This window comes from Geomonas azotofigens (assembly GCF_018919395.1).
GTDB lineage: Bacteria > Desulfobacterota > Desulfuromonadia > Geobacterales > Geobacteraceae > Geomonas > Geomonas azotofigens.
In genome coordinates this window covers 57,993-82,326 of sequence record NZ_JAHLME010000004.1, presented here as the reverse complement: position 1 = coordinate 82,326, position 24,334 = coordinate 57,993, and the positions used below count along the sequence as shown (strand labels likewise).

General features: G+C 64.7%; 22 protein-coding genes. 4 read left to right on the top strand and 18 right to left on the bottom strand.

Annotation, left to right across the window (positions count from 1 at the left end; all coding sequences use genetic code 11):
- Positions 1-296: 296 nt before the first annotated feature.
- On the bottom strand, positions 297-1,433 hold the full coding sequence (locus tag KOL99_RS14500) for a DUF362 domain-containing protein (protein ID WP_216511196.1): 1,137 nt from the start codon (positions 1,431-1,433) through the stop codon (positions 297-299).
- A gap of 61 nt (positions 1,434-1,494) precedes the next feature.
- Between KOL99_RS14500 and xerC the strand changes: the two genes are divergently transcribed.
- Positions 1,495-2,370, top strand: coding sequence for a tyrosine recombinase XerC (gene xerC, locus KOL99_RS14495; RefSeq protein ID WP_216511195.1), 876 nt, complete (start codon positions 1,495-1,497; stop codon positions 2,368-2,370).
- 178 nt (positions 2,371-2,548) lie between these two features.
- Here xerC and KOL99_RS14490 read toward each other — a convergent pair whose 3' ends face one another.
- Complete coding sequence (locus KOL99_RS14490) at positions 2,549-4,147, bottom strand: acetyl-CoA hydrolase/transferase C-terminal domain-containing protein (protein ID WP_216511194.1); 1,599 nt, start codon at positions 4,145-4,147, stop codon at positions 2,549-2,551.
- A 659-nt stretch (positions 4,148-4,806) separates the two neighbouring features.
- A complete protein-coding gene (locus KOL99_RS14485) occupies positions 4,807-6,888 on the bottom strand; it encodes a methyl-accepting chemotaxis protein (protein WP_216511193.1) in 2,082 nt (693 codons plus the stop codon).
- Positions 6,889-7,099: 211 nt separating this feature from the next.
- Here KOL99_RS14485 and KOL99_RS14480 point away from each other — a divergent pair, with 211 nt between their 5' ends.
- A complete protein-coding gene (locus KOL99_RS14480) occupies positions 7,100-7,552 on the top strand; it encodes a PAS domain-containing protein (protein ID WP_216511192.1) in 453 nt (150 codons plus the stop codon).
- Between the two features lie 61 nt (positions 7,553-7,613).
- On the opposite strand, the gene bfr is transcribed toward KOL99_RS14480, so the two are convergent.
- The 4 genes from bfr to KOL99_RS14460 form a co-directional block, all read right to left on the bottom strand.
- Positions 7,614-8,081 (bottom strand): bacterioferritin, encoded by a 468-nt coding sequence (gene bfr, locus KOL99_RS14475; RefSeq protein ID WP_216511191.1) that lies wholly within the window; start codon positions 8,079-8,081, stop codon positions 7,614-7,616.
- Positions 8,082-8,479: 398 nt separating this feature from the next.
- Positions 8,480-9,760: a uracil-xanthine permease family protein gene (locus KOL99_RS14470; protein ID WP_216511190.1), complete on the bottom strand. Its 1,281-nt coding sequence runs from the start codon at positions 9,758-9,760 to the stop codon at positions 8,480-8,482.
- A 64-nt stretch (positions 9,761-9,824) separates the two neighbouring features.
- Positions 9,825-10,454, bottom strand: coding sequence for a uracil phosphoribosyltransferase (gene upp / locus KOL99_RS14465; protein WP_216511189.1), 630 nt, complete (start codon positions 10,452-10,454; stop codon positions 9,825-9,827).
- A gap of 217 nt (positions 10,455-10,671) precedes the next feature.
- A complete protein-coding gene (locus KOL99_RS14460; protein ID WP_216511188.1) occupies positions 10,672-11,508 on the bottom strand; it encodes a rhomboid family intramembrane serine protease in 837 nt (278 codons plus the stop codon).
- 217 nt (positions 11,509-11,725) lie between these two features.
- Between KOL99_RS14460 and KOL99_RS14455 the strand changes: the two genes are divergently transcribed.
- Positions 11,726-12,817, top strand: a complete 1,092-nt coding sequence (locus KOL99_RS14455; protein WP_216511187.1) for a Glu/Leu/Phe/Val family dehydrogenase — start codon at positions 11,726-11,728, stop codon at positions 12,815-12,817.
- An 11-nt stretch (positions 12,818-12,828) separates the two neighbouring features.
- Here the strand turns inward: KOL99_RS14455 and KOL99_RS14450 are convergent, their stop codons facing one another.
- The 5 genes from KOL99_RS14450 to KOL99_RS14430 form a co-directional block, all read right to left on the bottom strand.
- Complete coding sequence (locus KOL99_RS14450) at positions 12,829-14,145, bottom strand: dihydrolipoamide acetyltransferase family protein (protein ID WP_216511186.1); 1,317 nt, start codon at positions 14,143-14,145, stop codon at positions 12,829-12,831.
- Between the two features lie 15 nt (positions 14,146-14,160).
- The gene (locus KOL99_RS14445; RefSeq protein ID WP_216511185.1) at positions 14,161-15,123 is read right to left on the bottom strand and encodes an alpha-ketoacid dehydrogenase subunit beta; all 963 of its coding nucleotides are present in this window, start codon (positions 15,121-15,123) and stop codon (positions 14,161-14,163) included.
- The gene (gene pdhA, locus KOL99_RS14440) at positions 15,123-16,178 is read right to left on the bottom strand and encodes a pyruvate dehydrogenase (acetyl-transferring) E1 component subunit alpha (protein WP_216511184.1); all 1,056 of its coding nucleotides are present in this window, start codon (positions 16,176-16,178) and stop codon (positions 15,123-15,125) included. Before pdhA ends, KOL99_RS14445 begins: the two co-directional genes overlap by 1 nt.
- A gap of 66 nt (positions 16,179-16,244) precedes the next feature.
- Positions 16,245-16,928 (bottom strand): TVP38/TMEM64 family protein, encoded by a 684-nt coding sequence (locus tag KOL99_RS14435; protein ID WP_216511183.1) that lies wholly within the window; start codon positions 16,926-16,928, stop codon positions 16,245-16,247.
- Between the two features lie 60 nt (positions 16,929-16,988).
- Positions 16,989-18,521, bottom strand: a complete 1,533-nt coding sequence (locus KOL99_RS14430; protein WP_216511182.1) for a mercuric reductase — start codon at positions 18,519-18,521, stop codon at positions 16,989-16,991.
- Positions 18,522-18,769: 248 nt separating this feature from the next.
- Between KOL99_RS14430 and KOL99_RS14425 the strand changes: the two genes are divergently transcribed.
- Complete coding sequence (locus KOL99_RS14425; protein ID WP_216511181.1) at positions 18,770-21,340, top strand: sensor domain-containing protein; 2,571 nt, start codon at positions 18,770-18,772, stop codon at positions 21,338-21,340.
- A gap of 119 nt (positions 21,341-21,459) precedes the next feature.
- Here KOL99_RS14425 and KOL99_RS21825 read toward each other — a convergent pair whose 3' ends face one another.
- The 6 genes from KOL99_RS21825 to KOL99_RS14395 form a co-directional block, all read right to left on the bottom strand.
- Positions 21,460-22,281, bottom strand: a complete 822-nt coding sequence (locus KOL99_RS21825) for a hypothetical protein (protein WP_328760460.1) — start codon at positions 22,279-22,281, stop codon at positions 21,460-21,462.
- A 73-nt stretch (positions 22,282-22,354) separates the two neighbouring features.
- Positions 22,355-22,504, bottom strand: a complete 150-nt coding sequence (locus KOL99_RS14415) for a lmo0937 family membrane protein (protein WP_183345221.1) — start codon at positions 22,502-22,504, stop codon at positions 22,355-22,357.
- Positions 22,505-22,558: 54 nt separating this feature from the next.
- Complete coding sequence (locus KOL99_RS14410; protein WP_216511180.1) at positions 22,559-22,750, bottom strand: Thivi_2564 family membrane protein; 192 nt, start codon at positions 22,748-22,750, stop codon at positions 22,559-22,561.
- Positions 22,751-22,900: 150 nt separating this feature from the next.
- The gene (locus tag KOL99_RS14405) at positions 22,901-23,080 is read right to left on the bottom strand and encodes a CsbD family protein (RefSeq protein ID WP_199396606.1); all 180 of its coding nucleotides are present in this window, start codon (positions 23,078-23,080) and stop codon (positions 22,901-22,903) included.
- Positions 23,081-23,290: 210 nt separating this feature from the next.
- Entirely contained in the window at positions 23,291-23,548 is a 258-nt protein-coding gene (locus KOL99_RS14400; RefSeq protein WP_216511179.1) for a hypothetical protein, read from the bottom strand.
- Positions 23,549-23,681: 133 nt separating this feature from the next.
- Positions 23,682-24,332: a response regulator transcription factor gene (locus tag KOL99_RS14395; protein ID WP_216511178.1), complete on the bottom strand. Its 651-nt coding sequence runs from the start codon at positions 24,330-24,332 to the stop codon at positions 23,682-23,684.
- Positions 24,333-24,334: the final 2 nt, after the last annotated feature.

The following is a 24,334-nucleotide window of genomic DNA, read 5'->3' as shown; positions in this document are numbered from 1 at the left end:
CTCGCACCGGGCGCCGCGGCGCAGGACTTTAGCTTTCGACGGCTTCCGCCGCCCCAAACGAAAAAGCCCCCCGGCTTGTTGACGGGGGGCTTTTCTCATGGGGAGCCCGCCGCGGTCAGGCGACGGGCCAACTAGGGCAACCTTCCTTGCAGTGGGTCACCGGACGGATCATATAGAAGTTAGTCCACATGTCGTGATCTCCTTTTCCCTGGTTGGATTTTCATCCCTCACTGTGTGGTTCCCGGAGGATGGGAAAAAATATAATGCCCCCCCCTCCCCTTGTCAACCGCCCCCACCTACAAGGAGCGGCCGGTTTTCTTCACGAGCCACAGCAGCCAACCGTCCCTGAGCGTGAGCGCCGCATGGGGACAGAGCTCGCGGCAGCAGAAGCAGCGGATGCAGCGCTGGTAGTCGAAACGAAGCCTTCCCCCCTGCACCCGTATCGCCGCCGGCGGGCAGGCCTTGACGCAGACGCTGCAGAGTTCGCACTTGCCGGGGGCGACCTCGGGGCGGGAGGTGAACTGGTTCCTGAGCCGGTTTTTCAGGAAGCCGGGGAGCCCGAACTGGACGTCGGACAGGTGGGGAAGCCGCAGCGGGCGCTCCAGCACCTGGTCGGGGTCCGGGCCCAGCACCGCGACCTCGTCGGGATTGGAACCGGCAAGCCCCATGCGGCGCGCGGCGCTCTCCAGGTAGAGGAGCTGGCGCGGGAAGCCAGCCACCCGGGCGGCGACCTGGTCCACGGCGACCGCGTTGTCCCCGGCCAAGAGAACGCCGACCTGGCACGGGTCCCCGCTTCCCGGGCCGTTCCCCTCCATGGCGACCACGGCATCGACGATGTTCAGGTCCGGCTCGCGCAGCCGGTAGAGTTCGAGGAGCATGTCGGCGAAGAGCTCCTTGTCCGCGCCCGCCTTGAGATGCCAGGCCGCCTTGGCGGTCCCCACCACGGCCCCGAACAGGTTCTTCACGCAACAGGTCATGGTCATCATTTCGTGGGTTTTCAGCTTGGGGAGGTTGATCAGGCGGTCCGCTTCGAGGTACGGCCGCGCCAGTTGGAACTCCTTGAAGGTCCCGGAACCGGCGACGGGAAGGGATTCGGTGAAGGGGACGAACTCGGCGCCGGTCTCCTCGATGACGGCCATCATCCCCGAACGCTCGGCCACCCGCCTGCCGCTCCCCACCCCGGGGGAGTCCCCCACCAGCGGCACCCCGCCGGCCCGCCGCACCTCCAGGATCACCGCGCGCAAAAGCTCCGGGTGGGTGGTCACCGCCGCCTCGGCCGGTTTCGCCGAAAGGAGGTTGGGTTTGATCAGCACCCGCTCGCCCGGCTTCACGTAGCGCTCCATCCCGCCCAGCGGTTCCAGGAGCCGGGCCACCCCTTCCCTCATCTGTTCGCGCCCGTAATCCGGAACCAGCTCCAGCGCCACCTGATACATCTCACCCTCCGTTTCAAAAGCTGTTGTAAAGGGGCATCGCCCTGAGGTAGATTCACATACCATGAAACGCGCCATCGAGCAATTCTGCGGCTACCTGGAGACCGAGCGCAACGTCTCCCCCCACACCCTCGCCGCCTACCAAAGTGACCTGGAGCAGTTCGCCACCTTCCTGGCGCAGCGCGGCGAGCCGCGCCCGGAGGGCGTGGACCACCTGGCCATCAGGCAGTACCTGGCCCAGTTGCACAAGGGGCACGCCAAGAGCTCCATCGGCCGCAAACTCTCCGCGATCCGGGCGCTGTTTCGCTTCCTGCTTCGGGAGGGGCGCCTGGAGAAGAACCCCGCCGAACTGGTCAGTACGCCCAAGAAGGAAAAGCGCCTCCCCTTTCATCTGAACATCGACCAGGTGAGCGCGCTGGTGGAGGCGCCGGCCGGGACCAGGCTGCCGCTTCGGGACCGGGCGGTCCTGGAAACCCTCTATTCTTGCGGCATCAGGGTGAGCGAGCTGACCGGGATGAACGTGGGAGACCTCGATCTCGCCGACGGAGTGGCGCGGGTCATGGGGAAGGGGGGCAAGGAGCGCATCGTGCCGGTGGGATCGTACGCCCGCCAAGCCCTTGCCGCTTACCTCGCCGAGCGCGGGGAGCCCGCCGCCGGGGAGCCGCTGATTCTTAACAGCCGCGGCAAGAGGATCAACCGGCGCAGCGTGACGCGCATCGTGGACAGCCACATGCTGTTCATCGCCTCCATGCGCAAGGTTTCCCCCCACACCCTGCGCCACACCTTCGCCACCCATCTTTTGGAGGCGGGGGCCGACTTAAGGGCGATCCAGGAGCTTCTCGGCCACGCATCGCTCTCCACCACCCAGAAGTACACCCACGTCAGCATCGACAAGCTGATGGAGGTCTACGACAAAGCCCACCCCAAGGCGCGCGGCTAGCCCGCAGCCCGCAGCCCGCAGCCCGCAGCCCAGCCCAGTCTTCCCAGTCTTCCCAGTCTTCCCAGTCTTCCCAGTCTTCCCAGTCTTCCCAGTCTTCCCAGTCGGACAGCCACGCCGGCCAACAAAAAAGGCCCCGCCGTTGCCGGCGGGGCCTTTTCGTTGCTTGCGCTGCGACCGACTAGTCCTCGCAGAGGTCGATCTTCACATCCCAGTTCTTGAGCTTCATGGTGCCGTTCTTCTCAAGGTTGAGGTGCATCTTGAAGGCGCGATCCCACAGCTGCGGCTCGTGGCCGACCTTCCTCGCCAGGCAGTCCTTCTCGGCGATGTTGAGGTACTCGGTGAGCTGCGCCTTGTAATCCGGGTGCGCGCACTTCTCGATGATGCGACGGGCGCGCTCCTTCGGAGCCAGGCCACGCAGGTCGGCCAGGCCCTGCTCGGTGATGACGCAGTCGAGGTCGTGCTCGGTGTGGTCGATGTGCGAGCAGTGCGGCACGACGCAGGAGATACCGGTCGGGTCGGTCTTGCTCGGACGGGAAGACGGGGTGTGCATCATCTTCAGGAAGCCGTTCCTGAGGAAGTCGCCGGAGCCGCCCAGGCCGTTGATCATGCGGGTACCGCCGACCAGGGTGGAGTTGGCGTGCGCGAAGATGTCGATCTCGACCGGGGTGTTCATGGCGATGCAACCCAGACGACGGATCGGCTCCGGTGCGTTCGAGATGGAGAGCGGACGCAGGGTGATCTTGTCGAAGTACTTGTCCATGTTCTCGAAGAAGCGCGGGAAGCCCGGGCTTGCGGAGAGGGACAGCGAGCAGGAGGAAGCTGCGTCGAGTTTGCCGGAGTCGAACAGGTCCAGCATGGTGTCCTGGAGCACCTCGGTGTAGACGGTCAGGTTGCTGAAGGGGCCTTTGGCCAGACCGCCGATGACGGCGTTGGCGATGGAGCCCACGCCCGACTGGATCGGGAGCAGGTTCTTCGGCAGACGGCCCGCTTTAACCTCGGCGGTGAAGAAGTCGATGATGTGGTTCGCGATCGCCTCGGAGGTGTCATCCTGCTCGGCGAAGGCGCGACCCTGGTCACGCAGCTTGGACTCGACCACGGCGACGACCTTGTTCGGGTCGCAGGGGATCGAGGTGGAACCGATCCTCTCGCCGGCATGGGTGATGCCGAAGATCTGGCGGTTCGGCGGGGTGAGCGGGGTCAGGAGGTCGTGGATCCCTTCGAAGGAGGGCTGTCCGGTGTTCACCTCGAGGATGATCTTGTCGCAGATCATCAGGATCTCAGGGATGACGCCGCAGGAAGAGGTCGGCACCAGAGAGCCGTCTTCCTTGATGGCGGAGACTTCGATGATGGCGAGGTCGAGCTTGCCGCTCTCGGAGTCCTTGGTGTAGAAGCCGTAGCCCAGGTCCTGTGCGAACAGGGAGAGGTGCTTGTCGCCCATGCGGATGCGGCCGGAGTTGATGCCCGCGGCGATGTTCTTGCCGGTCTGGTACGGCCAGCGGCGGTCGATCATGTCCAGAGTCGCCCAACGGTCTTCGGTCTCGGCACCGACGGAAGCGCCGATGAAGAGGTTGAACTTCAGCTTGCCCTGCAGGTTGTTCTTCTCAACGTGGTCAGCCAGGGCGATGGGCACCACTTTCGGATAACCGGCCGGGGTAAAACCAGACCAACCAAGGTTCATCCCGTTCTTGAAGAACTCTATCGTCTGCTCGGGAGTCTTGACCTTGTTCAAAAGTTGTTTGCATTGTACCCGGTCTTGAAGTGTGCCGTACTCGGACATATCTGCCTCCTGTTTTGTTTTGATGTTTACATCCAAATCAGCGTAAAGCTGACAAATCGCATGTTTTTTGACGCCATTTCCCGCGCGGTAAAGGGCTTGTCAGGCGCGGCTTTATCCCTGTTTGAGGTAAAATTAGAACCGGATTCTACTTAAGCGGGGCCGTCGAGTCAACTAAAAACCCCAAGCGCCACCCACGGGACCCCCTGGATCCCCTCGCGCCGCGGTGGGAGCCCGTTGAGCGGACACCGCGGCAATGTATACAGTATGCAATCTAATCTGAACTTGCCGTTCACGTCAAGAATAAAAAGTTGTTTCGTGCCTCCGGGGAAGCGGACCCCGCCCGTGACGGCGCGGTTTACTCTGTTAAATTGGGTATTTTCATGAAGGGGGGCGTGCGGCCACCGGAGGAAATTTTTCTTTCTATTCTGCCCCTCTATGGACGCCAGCACGACAGAGGGGTAGCGGTCGCCCAGGCGGAGCGAGCCGGCGCGACCGGGGGTGCCAGCCTCGGCGCGCGCCGCGGCGGCAGCCGCTGCCGGCTGGGCGTCTTACACAAAAATAAAACAAATGAAGGGTGGACGGCCGCCCCTCGTGGAGCGGCACCCAGGTGTGACGCGGTGGCGCCCGGGGGGACCGTGTCCCGCGCCCCGGGCGCCGCGCTATTTGGCGAGGTAGCCGATCCGGACCGCGCCCCAGTGCCGGTTGTTCAGGATGACGGGGGTCGAGATGTCGTTCATGATCTCCCCGGTGTCCCTCATGTAGGTCTGCAGCAGGTACGGCTCGGTGTTCTGCGCGGCCTTGAGGCCGGTCTTGTCGTCGAAGATCCGCTTGGTCCGGTTGTTCACCTTGTCGGTTTCGGGGTCGCCGGTCAGGGGCTTGGAATAGCGGACGTTGTGGCAGGGGACATAGCCGTGATCGTCGACGCAGATGGCGAAGAAGATGGTCCCCTCACGCGCCAGGATCTCCTCCTGCACCGGCCCGACGTACTGGTCGAAGAAGCTGTCGAAGGCGGTGTGATACTTTTGCGGCGAGGTATCGGCGATGGGGCGGTAGTTGCGGTCGAAGAGGTCGGCCATGGAGATCCTCCCCGAGGCCACCCCCTGCTCTATGGTCGCCGCCAGCTTGTCCCTCAGCTCGGTGGCGAGAGCCTTCATCTCGTCGTGCCGGTTCCCCACGCTGAATTTCCCCACCGTGGAGAAGATCTGTTCCGCCACCCGGGTCAGGTCCGTGAAGGCCCGGTCGCTTTCCAGCATGTCCTCGTGGACGGCGGAGGCCGAACTGGAGACGTTGTGGATCTTTTCCGCGATCTCGTTGGTGGTTGCGCTCTGCTCCTCGGTGGCGGACGCGATCTGGTTGATGAGCTGCGCCGTCTCTCCGGCGAGCCCCAGGATCCGCTCCAGGCACTCCTTAGCCGCCGCCGATTTCTCGACGCCGTCATCCACCCGCCCCTGTTCCTCGGTGATGGAGCGGGCCGCCTCGCGGCTCTCGATCTGGATGTTGGTGATGATCTTGGCGATCTCCTTGGTGGAGGTGGCGGTCTTCTCCGAAAGCATCTTCACCTCGTCGGCGACCACGGCGAACCCGCGTCCGTGCTCGCCGGCGCGGGCCGCCTCGATGGCGGCGTTCAGTGCCAAGAGCTTGGTCTGGTCGGCGATGTCCTCGATCAGGACGATGATGTCGCCGATCTGCGCCGACGAGGTCTCCAACCGTTGCACGGTCCCCAGGGTCTGCGCCACGTTTTCCCTGATCAGGGTGATCGAGTTGCAGGCGCTGTCCACGACGCCCATGCCGCGGTTGGCCGCCTCGTCGACCTCCGAGGAGAACTCCGCCGCCTGGTGCGTGTTGCCCGCGACGACGTTGAGGGTCGCCGCCATCTCCTCCGTGGCCACCGCCACCGCCTCGGAGCGCTGCTTTTGGTCCGCGGCCGAGGCGACCGTGTTCGTGGCCCGGCTGGAGACCTGGCACAGCGAGATGGAGATGCTCTCGGCCAGGTCGTAGAGCACCGTGATGGTTTCGCGCAGTTTTTTGACCAGGTGATTGATGTGGCGTGCCAGGTCGCCGACCTCGTCGTCTGAGCGGACCGGGATCTCCTTGGTGAGGTCCCCCTCCCCTTCCGCGATGTCCTTGAGCTTCTCCGAGAAGAACAGGATCTCGCGCATCACAGAATTCTTGAAGAAGACGTACATCCCGACCATCATGCAGAGGAAGAAGACGCAACCGGCCCCCACCAGGATGGTGATCATCTTCACGGCGCTCTGGTAGCCGCCCTCCAGGGACGAGGTGAGCAGCACCGCCCCGAGGTACTTGTCCCCGGCGTCGTGGCACTGCTGACAGCGCTGCTCGTTCTTCATCGGCACCACCGCGCGCAGGGCGTGCAGGCCATTCACCGTCTCGCGCCGCTCGATCCTTTTGCCGGTGGCGAAGCTTTCGGTCACGTCCTTGTTGACCGCGCCGGTGACCGGATCCTTGCCGTCCTTGCCATAGATCTGCAGGTCGAAGCCGAAATTCTGCTCTTTCGCTGCCTTGGCCAGGTTCAGCACCGACTTCGAGTCGTCCTTCATCATGAAAGACTTGATCTCGTCGATGATGACCGCGGACATGGTACGGCTGTTTTGCTCCTGCAGCTTCATGGTGGAGCTGTATTGGAGCCAGATCGCCAGGCAACCGACTATGGTGCTTCCCACCAGAAGGTTCACACCTATGATCGCCAGGATCTTGTGCATCAGCTTGTTCTTGAACATCACCCCTCCCCGATGGACCCCAGAGTCCTCTGTCAGTAGTGTGAATATCGGCTGCTGTTTACATCATCTTTAGAAACAGTGTTCAATATTATGTATATTTAATGGAAACCGGACACGTCACGCGCCGCACCATCCCGATCTCTTGACCTGGGTCAAGAGCCGGTTGCACGGGGGATGGTACTATTGAGACAAAACCGCACGGGAGGTCACCATGAAGGATATCGATATACAGGAGCTGCACCGGCAGCTGGTACAGAACTGCAACGACGCCATCATCTTCTCTGACAGGGAGGGGTTGATCAGACTCTGGAACAAGGGGGCGGAAGAGATGCTCGGGTTCAGCGCGGAGGAGGCGCTGGGGCAGTCGCTCGACATCTTCATCCCGGAGAACCAGCGCGCCCGGCACTGGGAGGGGTACTACCGGGTCATGGAAACCGGCGCCACGCGCTACGCGAAGGAACTGCTGGCGGCCCCCGCACTGAAAAAGGACGGCTCACGCATCTCGACCGAATTCTCCATGACCATCATCAGGGATGCCGAGGGGAACGTCGCCGGAACCGTGGCGGTGATGCGGGACGTGAGCGCCCGGTGGCAGAAGGAAAAGGCGCTGCGGGCGCGCCTGGCAGAACTGGAAAAGGCGCAGGACGCCCAGGGCGCACACTAAAAGAGGGCGCCGGGAGTGATCCCGGCGCCCTCTCTCCGTATCCGCCAGCCGGCAACCTGCGTCAGCCGACCTGGTCCACCAGGTAATTCTGCACCCCCATCTGCGAGATCTGGTCGAGTTGGGCCTCGATGTCGTCGATGTGGTTCTCCTCCTGCTTGAGGATCGATTCCAGCAGTTCCTTGGTCCCGTTATCGCCCAGTTCCATGGCCAGCTTGATGCTCTCGTTGTACCCCTTGATGGCGCTCTCCTCGAGGGCGTGGTCGAACTGGTGCATCTTCGGGATCTCCCCGCCGATGTGGATCGGATCCAGCCTGCTCACGATGGGCCTTCCCTCCAGAAACAGGATCCGCTCGATCAGCTTCTCGGCGTGCTTCATCTCGGTGACGGCGCGCTCCCTGATGGCAGAATACAGCCTCTTGTAGCCCCAGTTTTCGCACATCTCCGCGTGCACCATGTACTGGTTGATCGCGGTCAGCTCCTCCGCCAGGCGTACGTTCAACTGCTCGATCACCCTCTCGTTTCCCTTCATGACGACCTCCTTTTTGGGCGCCCGGCTGCCGCGGGGCGCGGTTCGCTTCCGGCAACCGAAAGGGTGCGCCGGCCTACAAGGTTAATTTATTCTAATTTAAAACGAATAGATTATACCGATGTCGGCGGAGTTGGCAATTGAGACGGGGCGTCAGGAGGGCAAGCAAAACCCGACAGCATCAAGCGGGTAACGCAAAGGCGTCCAGGCGCGGAGCCGCCAAGTAAACACCTGGGGAGGGGAAAGGCGCCTCGCCGGGGAGGGGACGCGGGCCTTTATCCACGAGGGAGAGGCGGGCGAATAATTATTCGCCCCGACATTGTCAGGCCACGAAAAAAAACGCCGCCCTGCGAGAGCGGGACGGCGTTTTGGTTGGTTTTGCGAGAGGCGTCGGCCGGAGGCTAGGCTACGGTCTCCTCGGGCTCTTCCTCGACAGCATCGCCCCCCATCGGGGCGGCTTCCCCTTTGGGGAGCAGGAGGTTCAAGAGGATGGCGGCGATGCCGCACAGGCTCACGCCGTGCAGGTGCTGGCCGGCCACGTTGACGCTGAGCCCGCCGATACCGAAGACCAGCACCAGCGACACGATGATCAGGTTGCGCGGGCGGTGCATGTCGACCTGGGCGTGGATCAGGGTGTTCAGGCCCACCGAGGCGATGGAGCCGAACAGGAGCATCATGATCCCCCCCATGACCGGCACCGGGATGGACTGCAGGATGGCGTTGAACTTGCCGAAGAAGGCCATCACGATGGCGAAGCCGGCGGCCCAGGTCATGATGACCGGGTTGTAGCAGCGGGTGATCATGACCGCACCGGTGACCTCGGCATAGGTGGTGACCGGAGGGCCGCCCACGAGTGCCGCGGCGCAGACCGCCAGGCCGTCACCCAGCATGGTGCGGTGCAGGCCCGGCTTGTCGGTGTAGTCCTTGCCGGTCACCGCGCCGATGGCGACCACGTCCCCGACATGCTCGATGGCGGGCGCCAGGGCGACCGGGACCATGAACAGGACGGCGGACCAGTTCCACTGCGGCGTCACGAAGGTGGGGACTTCGAGCCAAGGGGCGGCGGCGATCTTGGAGAAATCGACGAGGCCGAGGAAGATGGAGACCACGTACCCCACGGCGACGCCGGAGAGCACCGGCAGGAGCCGGAAGATGCCGCGGGCGCGCACCGCGACGGTGGCGGTGGTGGCAAGCGAGATGCCGGCCACGATGAGCGCGGTGTTGTAATCGATGAGGACCGCCTTGCCGTCCCCGGTCTTGCCCATGGCCATGTTGACCGCCACGTTGGCAAGCCCCAAGCCGATGATCATGATGATCGGGCCGACCACGACCGGCGGCATGATGCGGTGCACGAAATCGGCGCCGCGCAGGTAGATGGCGAGCGAGAAGGCGAGGTAGAGCCAGCCGGCGGCGAAAAGCCCGCCCATGGTCGAGGGGAGCCCCCAGGTCTGCACGCTGTAGATGATGGGCGCGATGAAGGCGAAGGAGGACCCCAGGAAGATGGGGACCTGGCGCTTGGTGCAGAGCTGGAAGATGATGGTGCCCACCCCCGCGCCCAGCAGGGCCATGCTCGGGTTCAGGCCGGTGAGGATCGGAACCAGCACCAGCGCGCCGAAGGCGACAAAAAGGATCTGCGCGCCGGACAGCGCCTGGCGCCAGACCGGATCTTTTACTTCAGACATGCAATTGACCTCGCTAGGAAGATGATACGGAGGGGGCACCCCCCGCTTGAGTGCAGCAGGGGTGTTACTTGGTGCCGAAGATCTTGTCGCCGGCGTCGCCCAGCCCGGGGAGGATGTAGCCGTGCTCGTTGAGCCGCTGGTCGATGGCGGCCACGTAGATGTCGATGTCCGGATAGGCCGAGGTGATCTTCTGGAGCCCCTCCGGCGCGGCCACCAGGCAGAGCACGCGGATCTGGCGGCAGCCGCTTTTCCTGAGCATCTCGATGGTGGCGGCCATGGAGCCGCCGGTGGCGAGCATCGGGTCGATGATCAGCGCCAGGCGCTCGTCCAGCTTGCCCACGAAGCGCTCGAAGTAGGTGTGCGCCTCCAGGGTCTCCTCGTTCCGGGCCAGGCCCACCACGCTCACCTTCGCGTTGGGGATCATGTCCAGGACGCCTTCCAGCATGCCGATGCCGGCGCGCAGGATGGGGACCACGGTCACCTTCTTCCCCTTGATCTGCTGGATGTCGATGCTGCTGCCGTCCCAGCCGGTGATGGAACGGGACTCCAGCGGGAAATCCCTGGTGGCCTCGTAGGCGAGCAGGCAGGCGATCTCGGCGGTGAGTTCCCGGAACTTCTTCGTGCTGATACCGGACTCGCGCATCAGGCCAATCTTGTGCTTCACCAGGGGGTGGTTTACTTCGTGGACACTCATCTGCCTCTCCCGTCGAAAATTTTGGTCATACCATACCGGATTTTACGTCTGCAAACAAGCAGTTACGCATTAGACAAAGCCAATCGGGACCGGGGTGGTTTGACCTGGTCAGACCAACTGCGGGGCGGGATCTTGTTGACGGGGAGAGCGTCGGCGGCGGGATGCGGTGCGCGGGAAAAACGACGCGCCGGCGCGGGGTTGACCAGGAGGTCGTGGATCAGAAATGACGGTAGGAGAGGACCAAAAGGCCCTTCCAGGCGCCCAGGGCGAGGACGGCGACGGTGAGGAGCACGCAGAACAGGGCCGCCACGTGATGCAGGCCCCCCTCCGGGCTGCGCTCCCGGTAGCCCAAGAGCTTGGCCATGATGATGCCGCCGACGATGCCGCCGCCATGCCCCCAGTTGTTGATGCCCGGCATGATCAGGCCGAAGACCACCAGGCTGATCAACCACCCGCTCACCTCGCGGGAGACGGCCTGGCCGTAGTTGCCGCCGCGGCTCTTGCCGAAATAAAACAGGGCCCCGATGAGGCCGCACACCGCCGCCGAGGCGCCGATGGTGAAGGGGACACCGGCGAGCAAGGAGAGGACGTATCCCGCGATGCCGCTCACCGTGTAGATGACGAACATGCGGCTCGCGCCGAACTCGGCGCATACCCACGGTCCGATCTGGCGCAGCGCCATCATGTTGAACAGGATGTGCAGCGCCCCGCCGTGCAGGTAGTTGGCGGAAACGAGCGTCCAGAGGCCATAACGGAAGACGGGGTAGGTCCCGGTGGCGCCCAGCAGCGCCAGGCTGTTGTCGTCCGGGGACAGGAAACCGAAGATCCCACCGCCAAGCGCGCTCCGGCTGGAGATCAGCAGCGACAGGAGGTAGTAGAGCACGTTGGCGACGATGATGCCGTTGATGACGAGGTCGCCCCCCCGGTCCCCACGCACCACCTCGATGATCCTCCCGCCGGAGCGCGGCAGTGCCGCGCCGCACCAAAGGCACGAGGAGTATCTGGCATCGGTGGCGCGTCCGCATTCGGGACAGGTTATGGAAGGGTGGGCCATTCGGAGGATCCTCTCAGTCAGTTTGCGCCCCCACTCTACCATCTCCGCCAAATAAAACAACAGCGACCATGCCATGTACGGCTGAAAAAAAGGCTCGCAGGCAGTCACATCCGCAGTTCGTAGGGGCGGTGCGTTGCGACCTGCCGGGAGCGTGATAGATTCATTTGACGTCATTGCCTTCTGTTTAATGTGCTACAGCGACCCGGTGAGGTGTCCTATGACAGAGATCCACTACGATGAACTTGGCCCTTCACGGGTCATCCACCTTTATTCCCCGAAGGAAGAGATCCGTGCCTTCGTGGTCATCGACAATACCGCCCTTGGTCCCGCGGTCGGCGGGGTGCGCATGTCGCCGACGGTAAGCGTCGAGGAGGTGGCGCGGCTGGCGCGGGCCATGACCCTGAAAAACGCCGCGGCCGGCCTGCAGCACGGCGGCGCCAAGGCGGGGATCGTCGCCGACCCGACCAGCCCGCGCAAGGAGAGGATCTTCCGGGTCTTCGCGCGCATGATCGCCGACCTCACCGACTACCTCCCCGGCCCCGACATGGGGTGCGACGAGACGGCCATGGCCTGGATCCGCGACGAGACCGGGAGATCGGTCGGGCTCCCGGCGGAACTGGGGGGACTGCCGCTGGACCAACTGGGGGCGACGGGATTCGGTGTGGCCGAATGCGCCGAGGTCGCGGCCGGATACGCGGGGATCGAGTTGCAGGGGGCACGGGTCGCCGTCGAGGGGTTTGGGAGCGTGGGCAAGGCGGCGGCGCGCTTCCTCCTCGACAAGGGGGCGCGGCTGGTGGCGGCTTCCGACAGCCGCGGCGCCGTCCACGATCCAGCCGGGCTGGAGCTTGCGGCACTGGTCGAGGCGAAGCGCCAAGGGGGAAGCGTCGCCGACTGCGGCAAGGGGATGCGCCTGTCCCGTGATGAAATCTTCGCCGTTCCCTGTGACATCCTGGTGCCGGCGGCGACGCCGGACGTCATCCACGCGGGCAACGTCGGGGAGGTCCGGGCCCGCCTGATCCTGGAGGGGGCCAACATCCCCTGCACCGCCGACGCCGAACAGCAGCTGCACGCCCGCGGCACCCTGGTGCTGCCCGATTTCATCGCCAACGCGGGGGGCGTGATCATGGCGGCCATGGAGTACGCCGGCCGAAACGAGCGGGAGGCGTTCGCGGCGATCGCGGAGAGGATCAGGAGCAACACCAGGATGGTGCTGGAGAGGGCGGCGGATGCCGGCGTCCCGCCCCGGGCGGCCGCGGATGCGCTGGCCCGCGAGCGGGTCAAGAAGGCGATGAGCTTCAGGGATTACTGAGGCGCCCCCGCTCAGCCGCAGTCGAGGAACAACAGGGCGGGGTCTTCCAGGTAGCGGAGCACCTTGCCCAGGAAGCGGGCGGCGTCGGCGCCGTCGGTGGCCCGGTGGTCGAAGGTGAGGGACAGAGGAAGGATCTTCCTGATGACGATCTGGCCCCGGTGCACCCAGGGGCGCTCCACGATGCGCCCGAACCCCATGATGGCGACGTCGGGCCAGTTGATGATGGGGGTGGCGAAGGTGCCGCCGAAGTGGCCGTAATTGGTGATGGTGAAACTGCTGCCGCGCAGCTCCTCCAGGGCGATGCTCCGCTCGCGCGCCTTGCGCCCCAGCTCCTGGATCGCCTGCGCCAGCTCGATGATGCTCTTCTTGTCCACATCCCGGATCACCGGGACCATGAGCCCCTCCGGCGTGTCCACCGCGATGCCGAAATGGTAGTGCCGCTTCAACACCAGTTCCTGGGCCTCGTCGTCGACGGAGGCGTTCAGGAGCGGGTGCTCCTTCAGCGCATGCTGCACGGCTTTCATGAAGAAGGGGAGGAAGGTGAGGTGGGTGCCGCGCGACTCCACCTCCCCCTGCTCGCGGATGCGCATCTCGAAGATGTCGGTGATGTCCACCTCCTCCATGCTGGTAACGAAGGCCGTGGTCCTCTGGGAGGCGATCACGTTGCGGGCGATGGTGCGGCGCAGGCCGCGCAGCGGCACCCGCTCCTCCGCCCCGGCGCCCCCCATGACCCTGGCGGCGGGAGGAAGCTGCCGATCCAGGTCCTCGGGCCTGATGCAGCCGCGCGGGCCGCTCCCCTTGACGCTCCGAAGGTCGATGCCGCGCTCGCGCGCCAGCTTGCGCACCATCGGCGTCGCCAGTCCCTCGAACTCGGCGGGGCCCGTGGCGGCTGGCGCCTCCCCCGCCTTAGGGAGCGAACCGGCCATGCCGGCAGATGCCGGGCCCGGTTCCTCCTCCGCCTCCGGGAGGGATCCCACGATGCCCACCGAGGCCGGACGCGGAGCCCCCCCCTGCTGCTGCCCCTGCCCCTGCCCCTGCCCCTGCCCCTGCCCCTGCCCCTGCGACTGCGACTGCGGTCGCGGTTCAGCTGCGCGCTCCGCCAAGGTCAGCAGAACCTCGCCCACCTTGACGGTTTCCCCCTCCTTGTGGCGCAACCCGGCCACCACACCCGCCCGGGGCGAGGGGACCTCGACCACCGCCTTGTCGGTCTCCACCTCCAGCAGCGGCTGGTGTTCCCCGACCGCATCCCCTTCGGAGACCAGCCAGCGGCGCAGTTCCACCTCGACGATCCCTTCGCCCAGATCCGGAAGTTTGAAGTCGAAAGGCATGCGTCCTTCTCCTTTTCAGTACTGCAGCACCTCGTCAAGGGCGGAGCTGATCTGCTCCGCCGACGGAAGGTAGTGGTCGATCAGCTTGGCCAGGGGGACCGGCACGTCCGGCGCGGTGACCCGAAGGATGGGGGCGCGCAGGTGCAGGATCGCCTCCTCGGCGACGGTAGCGGCTATCTCCGCGCCGAAGCCGCAGGTCTTGGCCGCCTCGTGCACGATCACCAGCCGCCCGGTCTTGCGCACGGAGTTGACGATCGTCTCGCTGTCGAAGGGGTTCAGTGTCAGCAGGTCCAGCACCTCGGCGTCGTACCCCTCGACCGCCTTCAGCACCCGCTCCAGCATGCTCCCCCAGGCCACCACGGTCACCGAGCTTCCCGGCCGCGCCACCCGGGCCCGCCCCAGCTCCACCAGGTACTCCCCTTCCGGCACCTCCTCGCGCAGCAGGCGGTACAGCCTAGTCGGCTCCAGGAACAGCACGGGGTCAGGGTCGCGCAGCGCCGCCAGCAAGAGCCCCTTGGCGACGTAGGGCCCTGACGGCACCACCACCTTCAGCCCCGGGACCTGGCAAAAGAGCGCCTCGGTGCTCTCCTCGTGCAGTTCAGGCGCCTTGATGCCGCCGCCGTAGGGGGTGCGCACCACCATGGGGCAGCTGTAGCGGCCGCGCGAGCGGGAACGAAGCCGCGCGGCGTGGGCGAAGAGCTGTTCGAAGGCGGAATAGGTGAAGCCGAGGAACTGGATTTCCGGGACCGGTCGCAGGCCGTAGGCCGCCATGCCGATGGCCGCCCCCATGATGCCCGATTCGCACAGGGGCGTATCGAGCACGCGCTCGCTGCCGAAGCGCTCCAGGAGCCCTTCGGTGACCCGGAACACACCGCCGTCACGCCCGACGTCCTCCCCGAGCAGAAGCACCCGGTCGTCGCGCGCCATCTCCAGGGACAGCGCCTGGTTGATCGCCTGTACCATGTTAAGCTGGGCCATCAGCGCACCTTCCTTTGGCCGGCCTGGCGCGGGGTGAGCGTGGCGAGGACCTCGTCGAAAAGTTCCGATGCGACCGGCGGGGCCGAGGCTTCCATGGCTGCAACACCGGCGTCGACGATGGCGGCGGCCTGTGCCGCCGCCTCCTCGCGTTTTTGCGGGGTCCAGAGCCCGCGGCCCTCCAGGAAGCGCTCCAGGCGCAGGATGGGATCGCGCGCGGCCCAGAAGGCCACCTCTTCACCGGATCGGTAGCGCCCGGCGTCGTCGGCGGTGGTATGGTCGGCCATGCGGTAGGTGAGACATTCGATGAAGGTGGGGCCGGCGCCGCTTCTCGCCTTCTCCACCGCCTGGCGGGTGGCCCGGTACACGGCGAAAACGTCATTGCCGTCGACCTGCACCCCTTGAAAGCCGTAGGCGATCGCTTTCTGGGCCAGGGATGCGGAGGCGGTCTGCCCTTTCAGCGGAATGGAGATGGCCCACTGGTTGTTCTGGCAGATGAAGACCAGGGGGAGGTTGAAGACGCCGGCGAGGTTCATGGCCTCGTGGAAGTCTCCCTTGGAGGTGGCACCGTCGCCGAAGTAGGTGATCACCGCCACCGGGTCCTTCCGGTAGCGCGCGGCGAGCGCCGCTCCCGCCGCCTGCGGGATCTGGCTCCCGACGGCGACGCAGAAGGGGAAGATGTTCAATCCTGGCGGCACCTTCTGGGCCCGTTCGTCGCCGCCCCAGTACAGCAGCAGTTGCGGAATCGGGTAGCCCAGCGTCAGGTGAGCGCCCATCTCCCGGAAGGAGGGGAAGAGCCAGTCCTTTTGGGCCAGGGCGAAGGCGCTGCCGACCTGGGCCGCCTCCTGCCCCCGGATGGGGGGATAGGTGCCGATGCGTCCCTCGCGCTGCAGGGCGACGGCGCGCTCGTCGAAGATGCGCGCCAGCAGCATCAGCTCGTACAGGCGCCAGATTTCGGCGTCGGAGAGGTCCGGCAGCAACTCCTGGTCCGCCTCCCCCTTCTCGTTCAGGACTTCCAGGCGTTTGACCTGAAAATCGGCAAGTAACACTTCCGGCATGGACGCCTCGTTTATTAAAAGGTGGGCCGAGCGATTAGGAGAGTGTAAACGGACACTTGCGGGATGTCAAAAATGATTCTGCCGCTGTTTCAGCCTGCCGTAGAGGACCGGCGCCAGTGCGAACAGCCCCAGCAGGGCGAAGGAGCCGAGGACCCGCGGCGAGGCGACGTCGCCAAGGGAGTTGATGGCGGCGAGGCTCGCCCCGGCGTTCACGAAGACGAAGCCCCCGGGGATGATGCCGACCAGCGTCCCCAGCACGAAGACGCGCAGCGGCAGCCGGGTGAGCCCCGCGGCGAGGTTGATCAGAAAAAACGGGAAGAGCGGCACCAGCCGCAAAAACAGCAGGTAGTTTAAGCCCCGCCGCTCCAGCTCCCGGTTGAGCCCCTCGAGGCGTGCCCCGAAGCGCCCAGCAACCAGGTCCCGCAGCAGGTAGCGGGTGACCAGGAAGGCGAGGGTCGCCCCGATGGTGGCGGCGCAGACGGCATAGACCGTCCCGGCCAGCACCCCGAAGACCGCGCCCGCCGCGAGGGACAGGATGGCGGCGCCGGGAAGGGAAAGCGCGGTCTGCAGGATGTAGATCGCCATGAACAGGGCGACGCTCGTCCCCGTGTGCTCGGCATAGTAGCCCGCCAGGAGCTGCCGGTTCGCCTTGAGCGCCTCAAGCGTGAGGAAACGCTGCAGGTCGAAAAGGAAGAACAGCGCCACCGCTGCGGCGACGGCGAGAAGTATCAGGATCTTCTTCAGGTTCATGAAAGTGCGGCTCCTGCATCTGTGGGGTATGCAGGTTTTAGCATATCGGCGCGCCGGGCGTTACCATTTTCTTTGCCAGGAAAGCCAGGCCGCCAGGAGCCTGCGCACCAGGGGGGTGAGGCGGCGGCGCTGGTAGGCGTCCGCGAGTTTCTTCCACGACTCGGACTGGGTGGGATACGGGTGGATGGTGTTGCCAATGGCGATGAGGCCGAGCCCGGAGCCGATGGCGAGGGTGATCTCGCTGATCATCTCACCCGCGTGCCGCGCCACGATGGTCGCGCCGAGGATGGTGTCGGTCCCCTGCTTCAGGTGCACCCGGGCGAAGCCCCCCTCCTCGCCGTCCAATACGGCGCGGTCCACCTCGGTGAAGGGAACGGTCAGGGTGTCCACGTCGAGGCCGGCAGCCGCGGCCTCGGCCGGGGACATGCCGACGTGGGCGACCTCGGGATCGGTGTAGGTGCACCAGGGGATGGTGAGCGCGGAGTTCTTGCGTCTCCCCTTGAAGAGCGCGTTGGCGATGAGGATGCGGGCCTGGGCATCGGCGGTGTGGGTGAAGCGCAGGCGCGAGCAGATGTCCCCGGCGGCGTAGACGCGCGGGTTGGCGGTCTGCAGCGTGTCGCTCACGGTGACCCCGTTTCGGTCGTACGTTATCCCGGCCTCCTCCAGCCCGAGCCCCTCCACGTTGGGGGCGCGCCCGGCGCCGACCAGTATGGTGTCGACCTCCACCTCCAAAGGCATCCCTTGCCGCCGCAATCGCAGTACCTTGCCGCCGGCGCCGCCCCGCTCCACGGCGATCACCTCGGTGCCCAGGTGCACCGTCACACCTTCGCGGCGGAAAGCCTCCAACAGCAGGCTCGCCGCATCGGGGTCGTCACGCCCCAAGAGCCGCGGTCCCGGCTCGACCAGGGTCACCCGCGCCCCGAAGCGGGCGAAGGCCTGGGCCAGCTCGCAGCCGATGGGGCCACCGCCGATCACCGCCAGGGTCGCCGGGAGTTCGGTGAGCGAGAAGACGGTCTCGTTGGTAAGATAGCCCGCTTCTGCCAGGCCGGGAACGGGGGGTACGGCGGCGCGGGCACCGGTGCAGAGGGCGGCGCGGGCGAATTTCAGCTCCGCACCGGCCACCTCGATTCGATCCGCCGCGGTGAAGCGCGCCGCGCCGAAGAAGACGTCGACGTCCAGTTCGTCCCGGAAGCGCCGCGCCGCGTCATGCCGGCTGATATCGGCCCTCAGGCTCCGCAACCGTGCCATGGCGGCGCCGAAATCGCCCCCCACCCCTTCGCCTCCAACCACGCCGAACCCGCCGCCGGAGCGGGCATCGAAGACGGCGCGGGCCGCCCGCAGGAGCGCCTTGGACGGGACGCAACCGGCGTTTAGGCAGTCACCGCCTAAAAAACCGCGTTCGACAAGGGCCACCCGCGCTCCGAGGCCGGCGGCGCCCGCCGCGCAGACCAGGCCGGCGGTTCCGGCACCCACGACGACAAGGTTGTAGCGCTCCGCGGGTTGCGGGTTGCACCACCCCTCGGGATGCACGTTCGCCGCAAGCAAACGGTTCTCCTCGTTATCCGGCAATGGTTCCAGGTCGTTGGTGATCATGGCCGTTCCCGTTTCAGGCTGCCACCCCGCAACATGCTGAAATATCGCCCATTGCAGGGGCTAAATGAACCTTTGTTTCGATAATTCCCGGTGCACTTTTGCTCCTTTTCCCTTATCATTTTTATCATAATAACGACAGGGGCGCCGGACCAATTAGGAGAGTGACCGCCCCCCTACGGGTAACCCACTGGAATCACAGCATCGAAACTAGCCGCAAACCTCATTTGGCCGACAACACGGAGGAGCCCATGAGCGGAGCAGTAGGAACGAAGAGTACCACCCGGATTCGTTCCGAAAAAAGCAACTCGAAAAAAACCGCCAAGGCCACGCGCCTTTCCCGCAACGAACTCGCTGCGGAACTCAAGCTGTATGCCGACCTTTACGAGCATGCACCGGTTGCCCACATCACCCTGGACCGCTTCGGGGTGATCCGCGCCGTCAACCTTACCGGGGCACAGATGCTCGGCGTGGAGCGCGACTCCCTGATCGGGCGCCCGTTCGCGGACCTGTTCAGCGAGAGCTCACGCCGGCCGCTGGCCGACTTTTTCGAGCGCCTGCTCGCCTCGAACCAGAGAAACTCCTGCAACGCCCTGCTCTCCGACGCCGGCAACGCGTTGCAACAGCTACGCATCGAGGCCATCCCCTGCCGGGACGGCTCCGAGATCAGGCTCGCCCTGATAGAGATCACCGAAAGCGAGAAGGCCGCCAAGGCCCTGCAGATCACGGAGGCGCGCTACCGCGGTCTCTTCGAGGCCGCCAAGGACGGCATCATGATCGTCGACGCCGGCACCGGCGAGATACACGACGTCAACCCCTACCTCACCGAGATGCTGGGATACCAACGGGACGAACTGGTGGGAAAGCTGCTCTGGGAAGTCCCCCCCCTCACCCCCCTCGCCGCGAGCGACGCCGAGTTCGCGGTGCTCCAGCACCGGGATTACCTGCACAACGACGACCTGCGCCTCGCCACGCGCGACGGCCGCGGCGTCATCGTCGAGGTGGTGGTCACCGGCTACCGTATCGACCGGAGCAAGGTGCTGCAGTTCAACATCCGCGACATCACGGTGCGCAAGAACGCGGAGGAAGCGCTTTTGAAAAGCGAGGAGCAGTGTCGCACCATCGTCAGCAATATCAACGAGTACGTCTACAGCGTCCGCTTCGAGGACGGCGACATCAAGTCCATCTACCACAGCCCCAAGTGCCTGGATATCACCGGGTACAGCCCGGAGGAGTACTACCGCGATCCCCTTTTGTGGTTCACCATGATCCACGAGGAGGACCGCAACCAGGTGGTCCAGTTCCTCAACAGCATCTTCGCTGGAGAAGACCAGGACCCGATCCGGCACCGGATCATGCACAAGGACGGGTCGATACGCTGGATCCTCAACAACTGCGCGGTGCAACGGGTCCGCAAGGGGAACCGCATCGCGATATCCCGCCTGGACGGTTTCATCCTCGACATCACCGACATCAAGCGCGCCGAGGAAAACATCTTTTTCCTCGCCCACCACGACCCGCTCACCAAGCTCCCCAACCGCAGTACCCTCTACGCCAGGATCGAGGACGTCCTCAAGGTGGCCCAGAAAACGCGCACCAGCGTGGCCCTTTTGTTCCTCGACATCGACGGTTTCAAGCAGATCAACGACTCGCTGGGGCACGACGTGGGGGACCGACTGTTGCAGTCGGCGGCGCGCAAGCTCGGAGACTGCACCCGCTCCTGCGACGTGGTGGCCCGGCTCGGCGGCGACGAGTTCGTGGTGGTGCTCTGGGACTGCGGCGTAACCGAGACGACCGTAGTGGCGGAAAAGATCATCAATGCCGGCTTCCCGCTCCCGGGGACCAACGTCATCGTGACCCCGAGCATCGGCATCAGCATCTACCCCGAGGACGGCAAGGACTACCTCTCCCTCCTGAAGCACGCCGACATCGCCATGTACCACGCCAAGAAAGGAGGGGGGAACAACTTCGAGTTCTTCACCCACAGGCTCAACGAGATGGCCAACCAGCGCTTCGCCCTGGAGGCCGAGTTGCGGCACGCTCTGGAACACGACGAGTTCGTGCTCCACTACCAGCCCAAGGTGGACCTGGCCACCGGCCACTTCTGCAGCATGGAGGCACTGATCCGCTGGCAGCACCCCGTGCACGGCCTGATGATGCCCGAGTATTTCATCCAGACCGCCGAGGACAGCGGCCTGTTGCACCAGATCAGCAAGTGGATCATCCCCACCGTCTGCCGGCAGCTGCGCCAGTGGCAGCAGCAGGGGCTTGGGCAGGTATCGGCGGCGGTCAACCTTTCCGCCAGCTTTTTCCAGCACCGCGACTTCGAGGAGACCATCGAGGCCTCGCTGCTGGAGACCGGCATCCCGCCCGAGTCCCTGGAGCTTGAGCTCACCGAGGCCACCATCATGAGCGACCCGCAGCGGGTGCTGGGGAGCATGGCTGCCATGAAGGCGCTCGGGCTGCAGCTTTCCATCGACGATTTCGGCACCGGTTACTCGAGCCTCAGCTATTTAAAGAAGCTGCCGGTGGACAAACTGAAGATCGACCAGTCCTTCATCCGCAACATCGCCCGCGACAGCGATAACGCGGCCGTGGTGCGGGCGGTGATCAGCATCGGGCGCAGCATGCAGCTCAAGGTGATCGCCGAGGGGGTGGAGAACGCGTCGCAACTGGCCTGGCTGCAGGCAGAGGGGAGCGAAGAGGCGCAAGGGTACTACTTCAGCCGCCCGGTACCGGTACGGACGATAACCGCGCTGCTCAAGGAGAAGGCCAACTTCCTGCACAACCCCCGGGGGCGGATGCAGGCGAAGCAGTTCTGAAAAGGTCAGGCTGGCGGTTCGGCAAACGAGAAGAGGCCGGCGCGGGAAAGAAGATCACCTCCCATGCGCCGGCCTCTTTTGGTGTCAGACACGTGCGGCACGCGCCGCACCGTTACCGGTCAATCCTCGTCCGACTCGTCGCCGTTCCAGCCATGGTCCTCGTCGTCGGAGTCATCCTCATTCATCTCTTGCTGCGGCATCGGCCCGAACCGGTGCATCATCTCGTGGTGGTTTTTCTCCATCTCCTCCGTCATCTCGGCCCGCTGCCGCACCATACTGGCCACGATTGCCGCCAGGAGATCCAGCTTCTTCTCGCGCGGCGCCTGTTCCATCTCGCGCACCCGCGCCGCCAGCTCCGCGTCCTGCTCCTTCACCTTACCCAGCATCCGTTCCATCATCATGCCGGGCCCGGGAGCCCCGCCGCGCCACCCGTCCCCGCTTCCCCTCCCGGGGGCGCAGTCGGGGGCACCGCGACCGGAAAGCATCGGCTCGACAAGCCGCTTCACCTGTTCGGAGTCGATCCGGTCCTGCCGCACCACCAGCTCCAGCTCCCTCAGGTGGCTCTTCACCTGCACCAGGTGCCCGTCCATCATGCGCTGCCGCTCGGGGGGCATCTGCCCCGCTACGGACGCGCGGTACTTCTCCATCTCATCGACGCTGCGCCTCATCTCGGCCACCGCCACCCGCGCCAGCTGCGGCGAGACCGTGGCCCCTTCTTCCGCCGCCCTGTAGAGCAGACGGCCGAAGTTCGCTACGTTTTTGTGGTAGGCCATCATCAGTTGGTGCTCCGGGGAGCGCATCATCTGGCCCGCCATGGGGCGCTTCATCACGTAACCGGGGGAGGCGGGCACCGCGGCGTCCATTCCCGGCATGGCGTCAGGGCCGGCGGCGAAGGCCGGCAAGGCGGCAAGAACTGCTAAGAGTGTTAACACTGTTTTCACTGGCGGCTCCCCCTCGTACCGTGTCGAGACGGTTTGACACCCCGTCCCGTTGTCTTTGCCGCAGCCTCTCTGGCTATAGAGGCCTGCGTCCCTGTATCAGGTTCAGTATAACGATGATAATGGCGATGACCAGCAACAGATGGATGAACCCGCCCAAGGTGTAGCTGGTTACCAGTCCCAGCAGCCACAGTACCAGAAGTATCACTACGATCGTCCAGAGCATGTTGCCTCCTTTGGGAACCTCCAGTTACCTGCCGCGGCTCCCGGTTGCCTGTTGTCACTTACCCACTCTGAGCCTCGTCAGGTTGTCCATGAGTCCGAAGACGTTCAGAAGCCAGAGCACGACCACGATGACGACGACGGCGTTGAGTATCGACTTGATCGACCCCGCCATGGGGATGTAGGTGTTGACGAGCCACAGCAAAACGCCGACCACGATCAGAACCAGTAGGACATGTACCAGCGGCATGAAGGACCTCCTCTTTGACCGGCTCGCTTCACTCAAGGTAACGCCACGATCACCAGCAGAGCGACCGCAGCCACCACCGGGCATCCGGGAAAGTCCCGTGACGGCACCCCCCGCAGCGTTGTTCCACCCGGTGGCAGGCCAGGTGTGGCGTTATTTCTCCAGTTTTTTCTCCGCCTTACCGACGTTCTTCTCAACCTTGCCGGTGATTTTCTCCCCCCTGCCTTGCTGCTCCATGGAAACGTTACGGGTGGTCTTTCCTGCCGATTCCTTTACCTGTCCTTTCAACTCATGCATTTTGCCTTTGGCTTGGTCCTTCGTACTCGCTTTCATGGTGTACCTCCTGAGTCATACCTTTGTGCCGGGAGGATGCAGGTTGCATGGTGACTGCGGTCGCTCTGCTGGCGATCGACGCGACGGCTGACAGGGGAAGCGCTGTTCAAATATTAGATTTTATTAATTTACAACTGGACAAGTGTATAGTGGGTCGCTTTCGTGTCAAGCGATAGATGGCGGGGATGCCGGGACGAGGGAGGACGCGGTCTACTTTTTAGGCTTTTGGGAAGGGACCAGGAACCTGGTGTGATTGGGATGCCGGCACAAATATTGGTGGCCGAACGACATGGCGTAGGGGCAGGAACGCTTCTTCAGCAGGCACATGGAAAACGCCGAGACCAGCGACTGGGTGCGGCAGCGGGCCTCGTCGGGCTGATCGGTCGCGGCGCCGGAGGGCTCCCGCGCCTCGTCCGCTTGCTCTTTCGTGGAGTCCCGGACCTCCTCCGGTTGGACTTTCGTGTGCATTTCCTACCCCTGGCGCGCGTGGGTTGCAGTTGAGACTGCGCCAGTATGCGGTGAAGCGCACCCGCAAATAAATAGGTGAATCGGCAGGCCCGGCTGCGGCATATCACAAGCAGCGCGGGCCTTGGGATGGGCCTCACTTCAAGGAGGTCAGCCCCTGGCGCACGGCGTACTTGGTCAATTCGGCGATGCTGAACAGGTCGAGCTTCTTCATGATGCTGTGGCGCTGGTTCTCCACGGTCTTGACGCTGACGCCGAAGGCGAAGGCGATCTCCTTGGCGTTGGAGCCGTTGGCGATGAGCTGCAGGATCTCTCTCTCCCGCGTGGAGAGGTTCTCGTAGGTCGCCGGAACGTCCTCGGGGATGCGCTGCAGGTACTCCTTGATCAAGAGGGTGGTCACCCGCGAAGGGAGGTAGGTTTCACCGGCGGCCACGGCGCGGATGGCGGTGGCGAGCTCGGAAAAGGCGGCATCCTTGAGCACGTAGCCGTTGGCCCCCGCCTTCAGCACTTCGACCACGAAGCGGCGGTCCGACTCCATGGACAGGGCCAGCACCTTCACCTCGGGGAAGGCAGCCGTGATGCTGCGGGTGGCATCGATGCCGTTGGTGTCGGGCATGGAGATGTCCATGACGATGATGTCGGGGCGCTCCTCCCGGGTCAAGCTGATAGCCTCGGCGCCGGTCCCCGCCTCGGCGCTCACCATCATGTCGTCTTCCTTGTCTATCAGCGCACGCAGCCCCTGGCGCACGATGGCGTGATCGTCGGCGATCAGAACCTTCAACTTCATGC

Excerpts from the sequence above, each read along its gene's own strand:
- KOL99_RS14485 (WP_216511193.1), bottom strand. The coding sequence starts at position 6,888 with ATGTTCAAGAACAAGCTGATGCACAAGATCCTGGCGATCATAGGTGTG.
- bfr (WP_216511191.1), bottom strand. The coding sequence starts at position 8,081 with ATGAAGGGAAACGAGAGGGTGATCGAGCAGTTGAACGTACGCCTGGCG.
- KOL99_RS14500 (WP_216511196.1), bottom strand. The coding sequence starts at position 1,433 with ATGTATCAGGTGGCGCTGGAGCTGGTTCCGGATTACGGGCGCGAACAG.
- KOL99_RS14450 (WP_216511186.1), bottom strand. The coding sequence starts at position 14,145 with ATGCCTTTCGACTTCAAACTTCCGGATCTGGGCGAAGGGATCGTCGAG.
- KOL99_RS14430 (WP_216511182.1), bottom strand. The coding sequence starts at position 18,521 with ATGATCACCAACGACCTGGAACCATTGCCGGATAACGAGGAGAACCGT.
- KOL99_RS14415 (WP_183345221.1), bottom strand. The coding sequence starts at position 22,504 with ATGCTCTGGACGATCGTAGTGATACTTCTGGTACTGTGGCTGCTGGGA.
- KOL99_RS14490 (WP_216511194.1), bottom strand. The coding sequence starts at position 4,147 with ATGTCCGAGTACGGCACACTTCAAGACCGGGTACAATGCAAACAACTT.
- KOL99_RS14425 (WP_216511181.1), top strand. The coding sequence starts at position 18,770 with ATGAGCGGAGCAGTAGGAACGAAGAGTACCACCCGGATTCGTTCCGAA.
- KOL99_RS14410 (WP_216511180.1), bottom strand. The coding sequence starts at position 22,750 with ATGCCGCTGGTACATGTCCTACTGGTTCTGATCGTGGTCGGCGTTTTG.
- KOL99_RS14395 (WP_216511178.1), bottom strand. The coding sequence starts at position 24,332 with ATGAAGTTGAAGGTTCTGATCGCCGACGATCACGCCATCGTGCGCCAG.
- KOL99_RS14480 (WP_216511192.1), top strand. The coding sequence starts at position 7,100 with ATGAAGGATATCGATATACAGGAGCTGCACCGGCAGCTGGTACAGAAC.
- xerC (WP_216511195.1), top strand. The coding sequence starts at position 1,495 with ATGAAACGCGCCATCGAGCAATTCTGCGGCTACCTGGAGACCGAGCGC.
- KOL99_RS14460 (WP_216511188.1), bottom strand. The coding sequence starts at position 11,508 with ATGGCCCACCCTTCCATAACCTGTCCCGAATGCGGACGCGCCACCGAT.
- KOL99_RS14405 (WP_199396606.1), bottom strand. The coding sequence starts at position 23,080 with ATGAAAGCGAGTACGAAGGACCAAGCCAAAGGCAAAATGCATGAGTTG.
- upp (WP_216511189.1), bottom strand. The coding sequence starts at position 10,454 with ATGAGTGTCCACGAAGTAAACCACCCCCTGGTGAAGCACAAGATTGGC.
- KOL99_RS14435 (WP_216511183.1), bottom strand. The coding sequence starts at position 16,928 with ATGAACCTGAAGAAGATCCTGATACTTCTCGCCGTCGCCGCAGCGGTG.
- pdhA (WP_216511184.1), bottom strand. The coding sequence starts at position 16,178 with ATGCCGGAAGTGTTACTTGCCGATTTTCAGGTCAAACGCCTGGAAGTC.
- KOL99_RS14470 (WP_216511190.1), bottom strand. The coding sequence starts at position 9,760 with ATGTCTGAAGTAAAAGATCCGGTCTGGCGCCAGGCGCTGTCCGGCGCG.
- KOL99_RS14400 (WP_216511179.1), bottom strand. The coding sequence starts at position 23,548 with ATGCACACGAAAGTCCAACCGGAGGAGGTCCGGGACTCCACGAAAGAG.
- KOL99_RS14455 (WP_216511187.1), top strand. The coding sequence starts at position 11,726 with ATGACAGAGATCCACTACGATGAACTTGGCCCTTCACGGGTCATCCAC.
- KOL99_RS14445 (WP_216511185.1), bottom strand. The coding sequence starts at position 15,123 with ATGGCCCAGCTTAACATGGTACAGGCGATCAACCAGGCGCTGTCCCTG.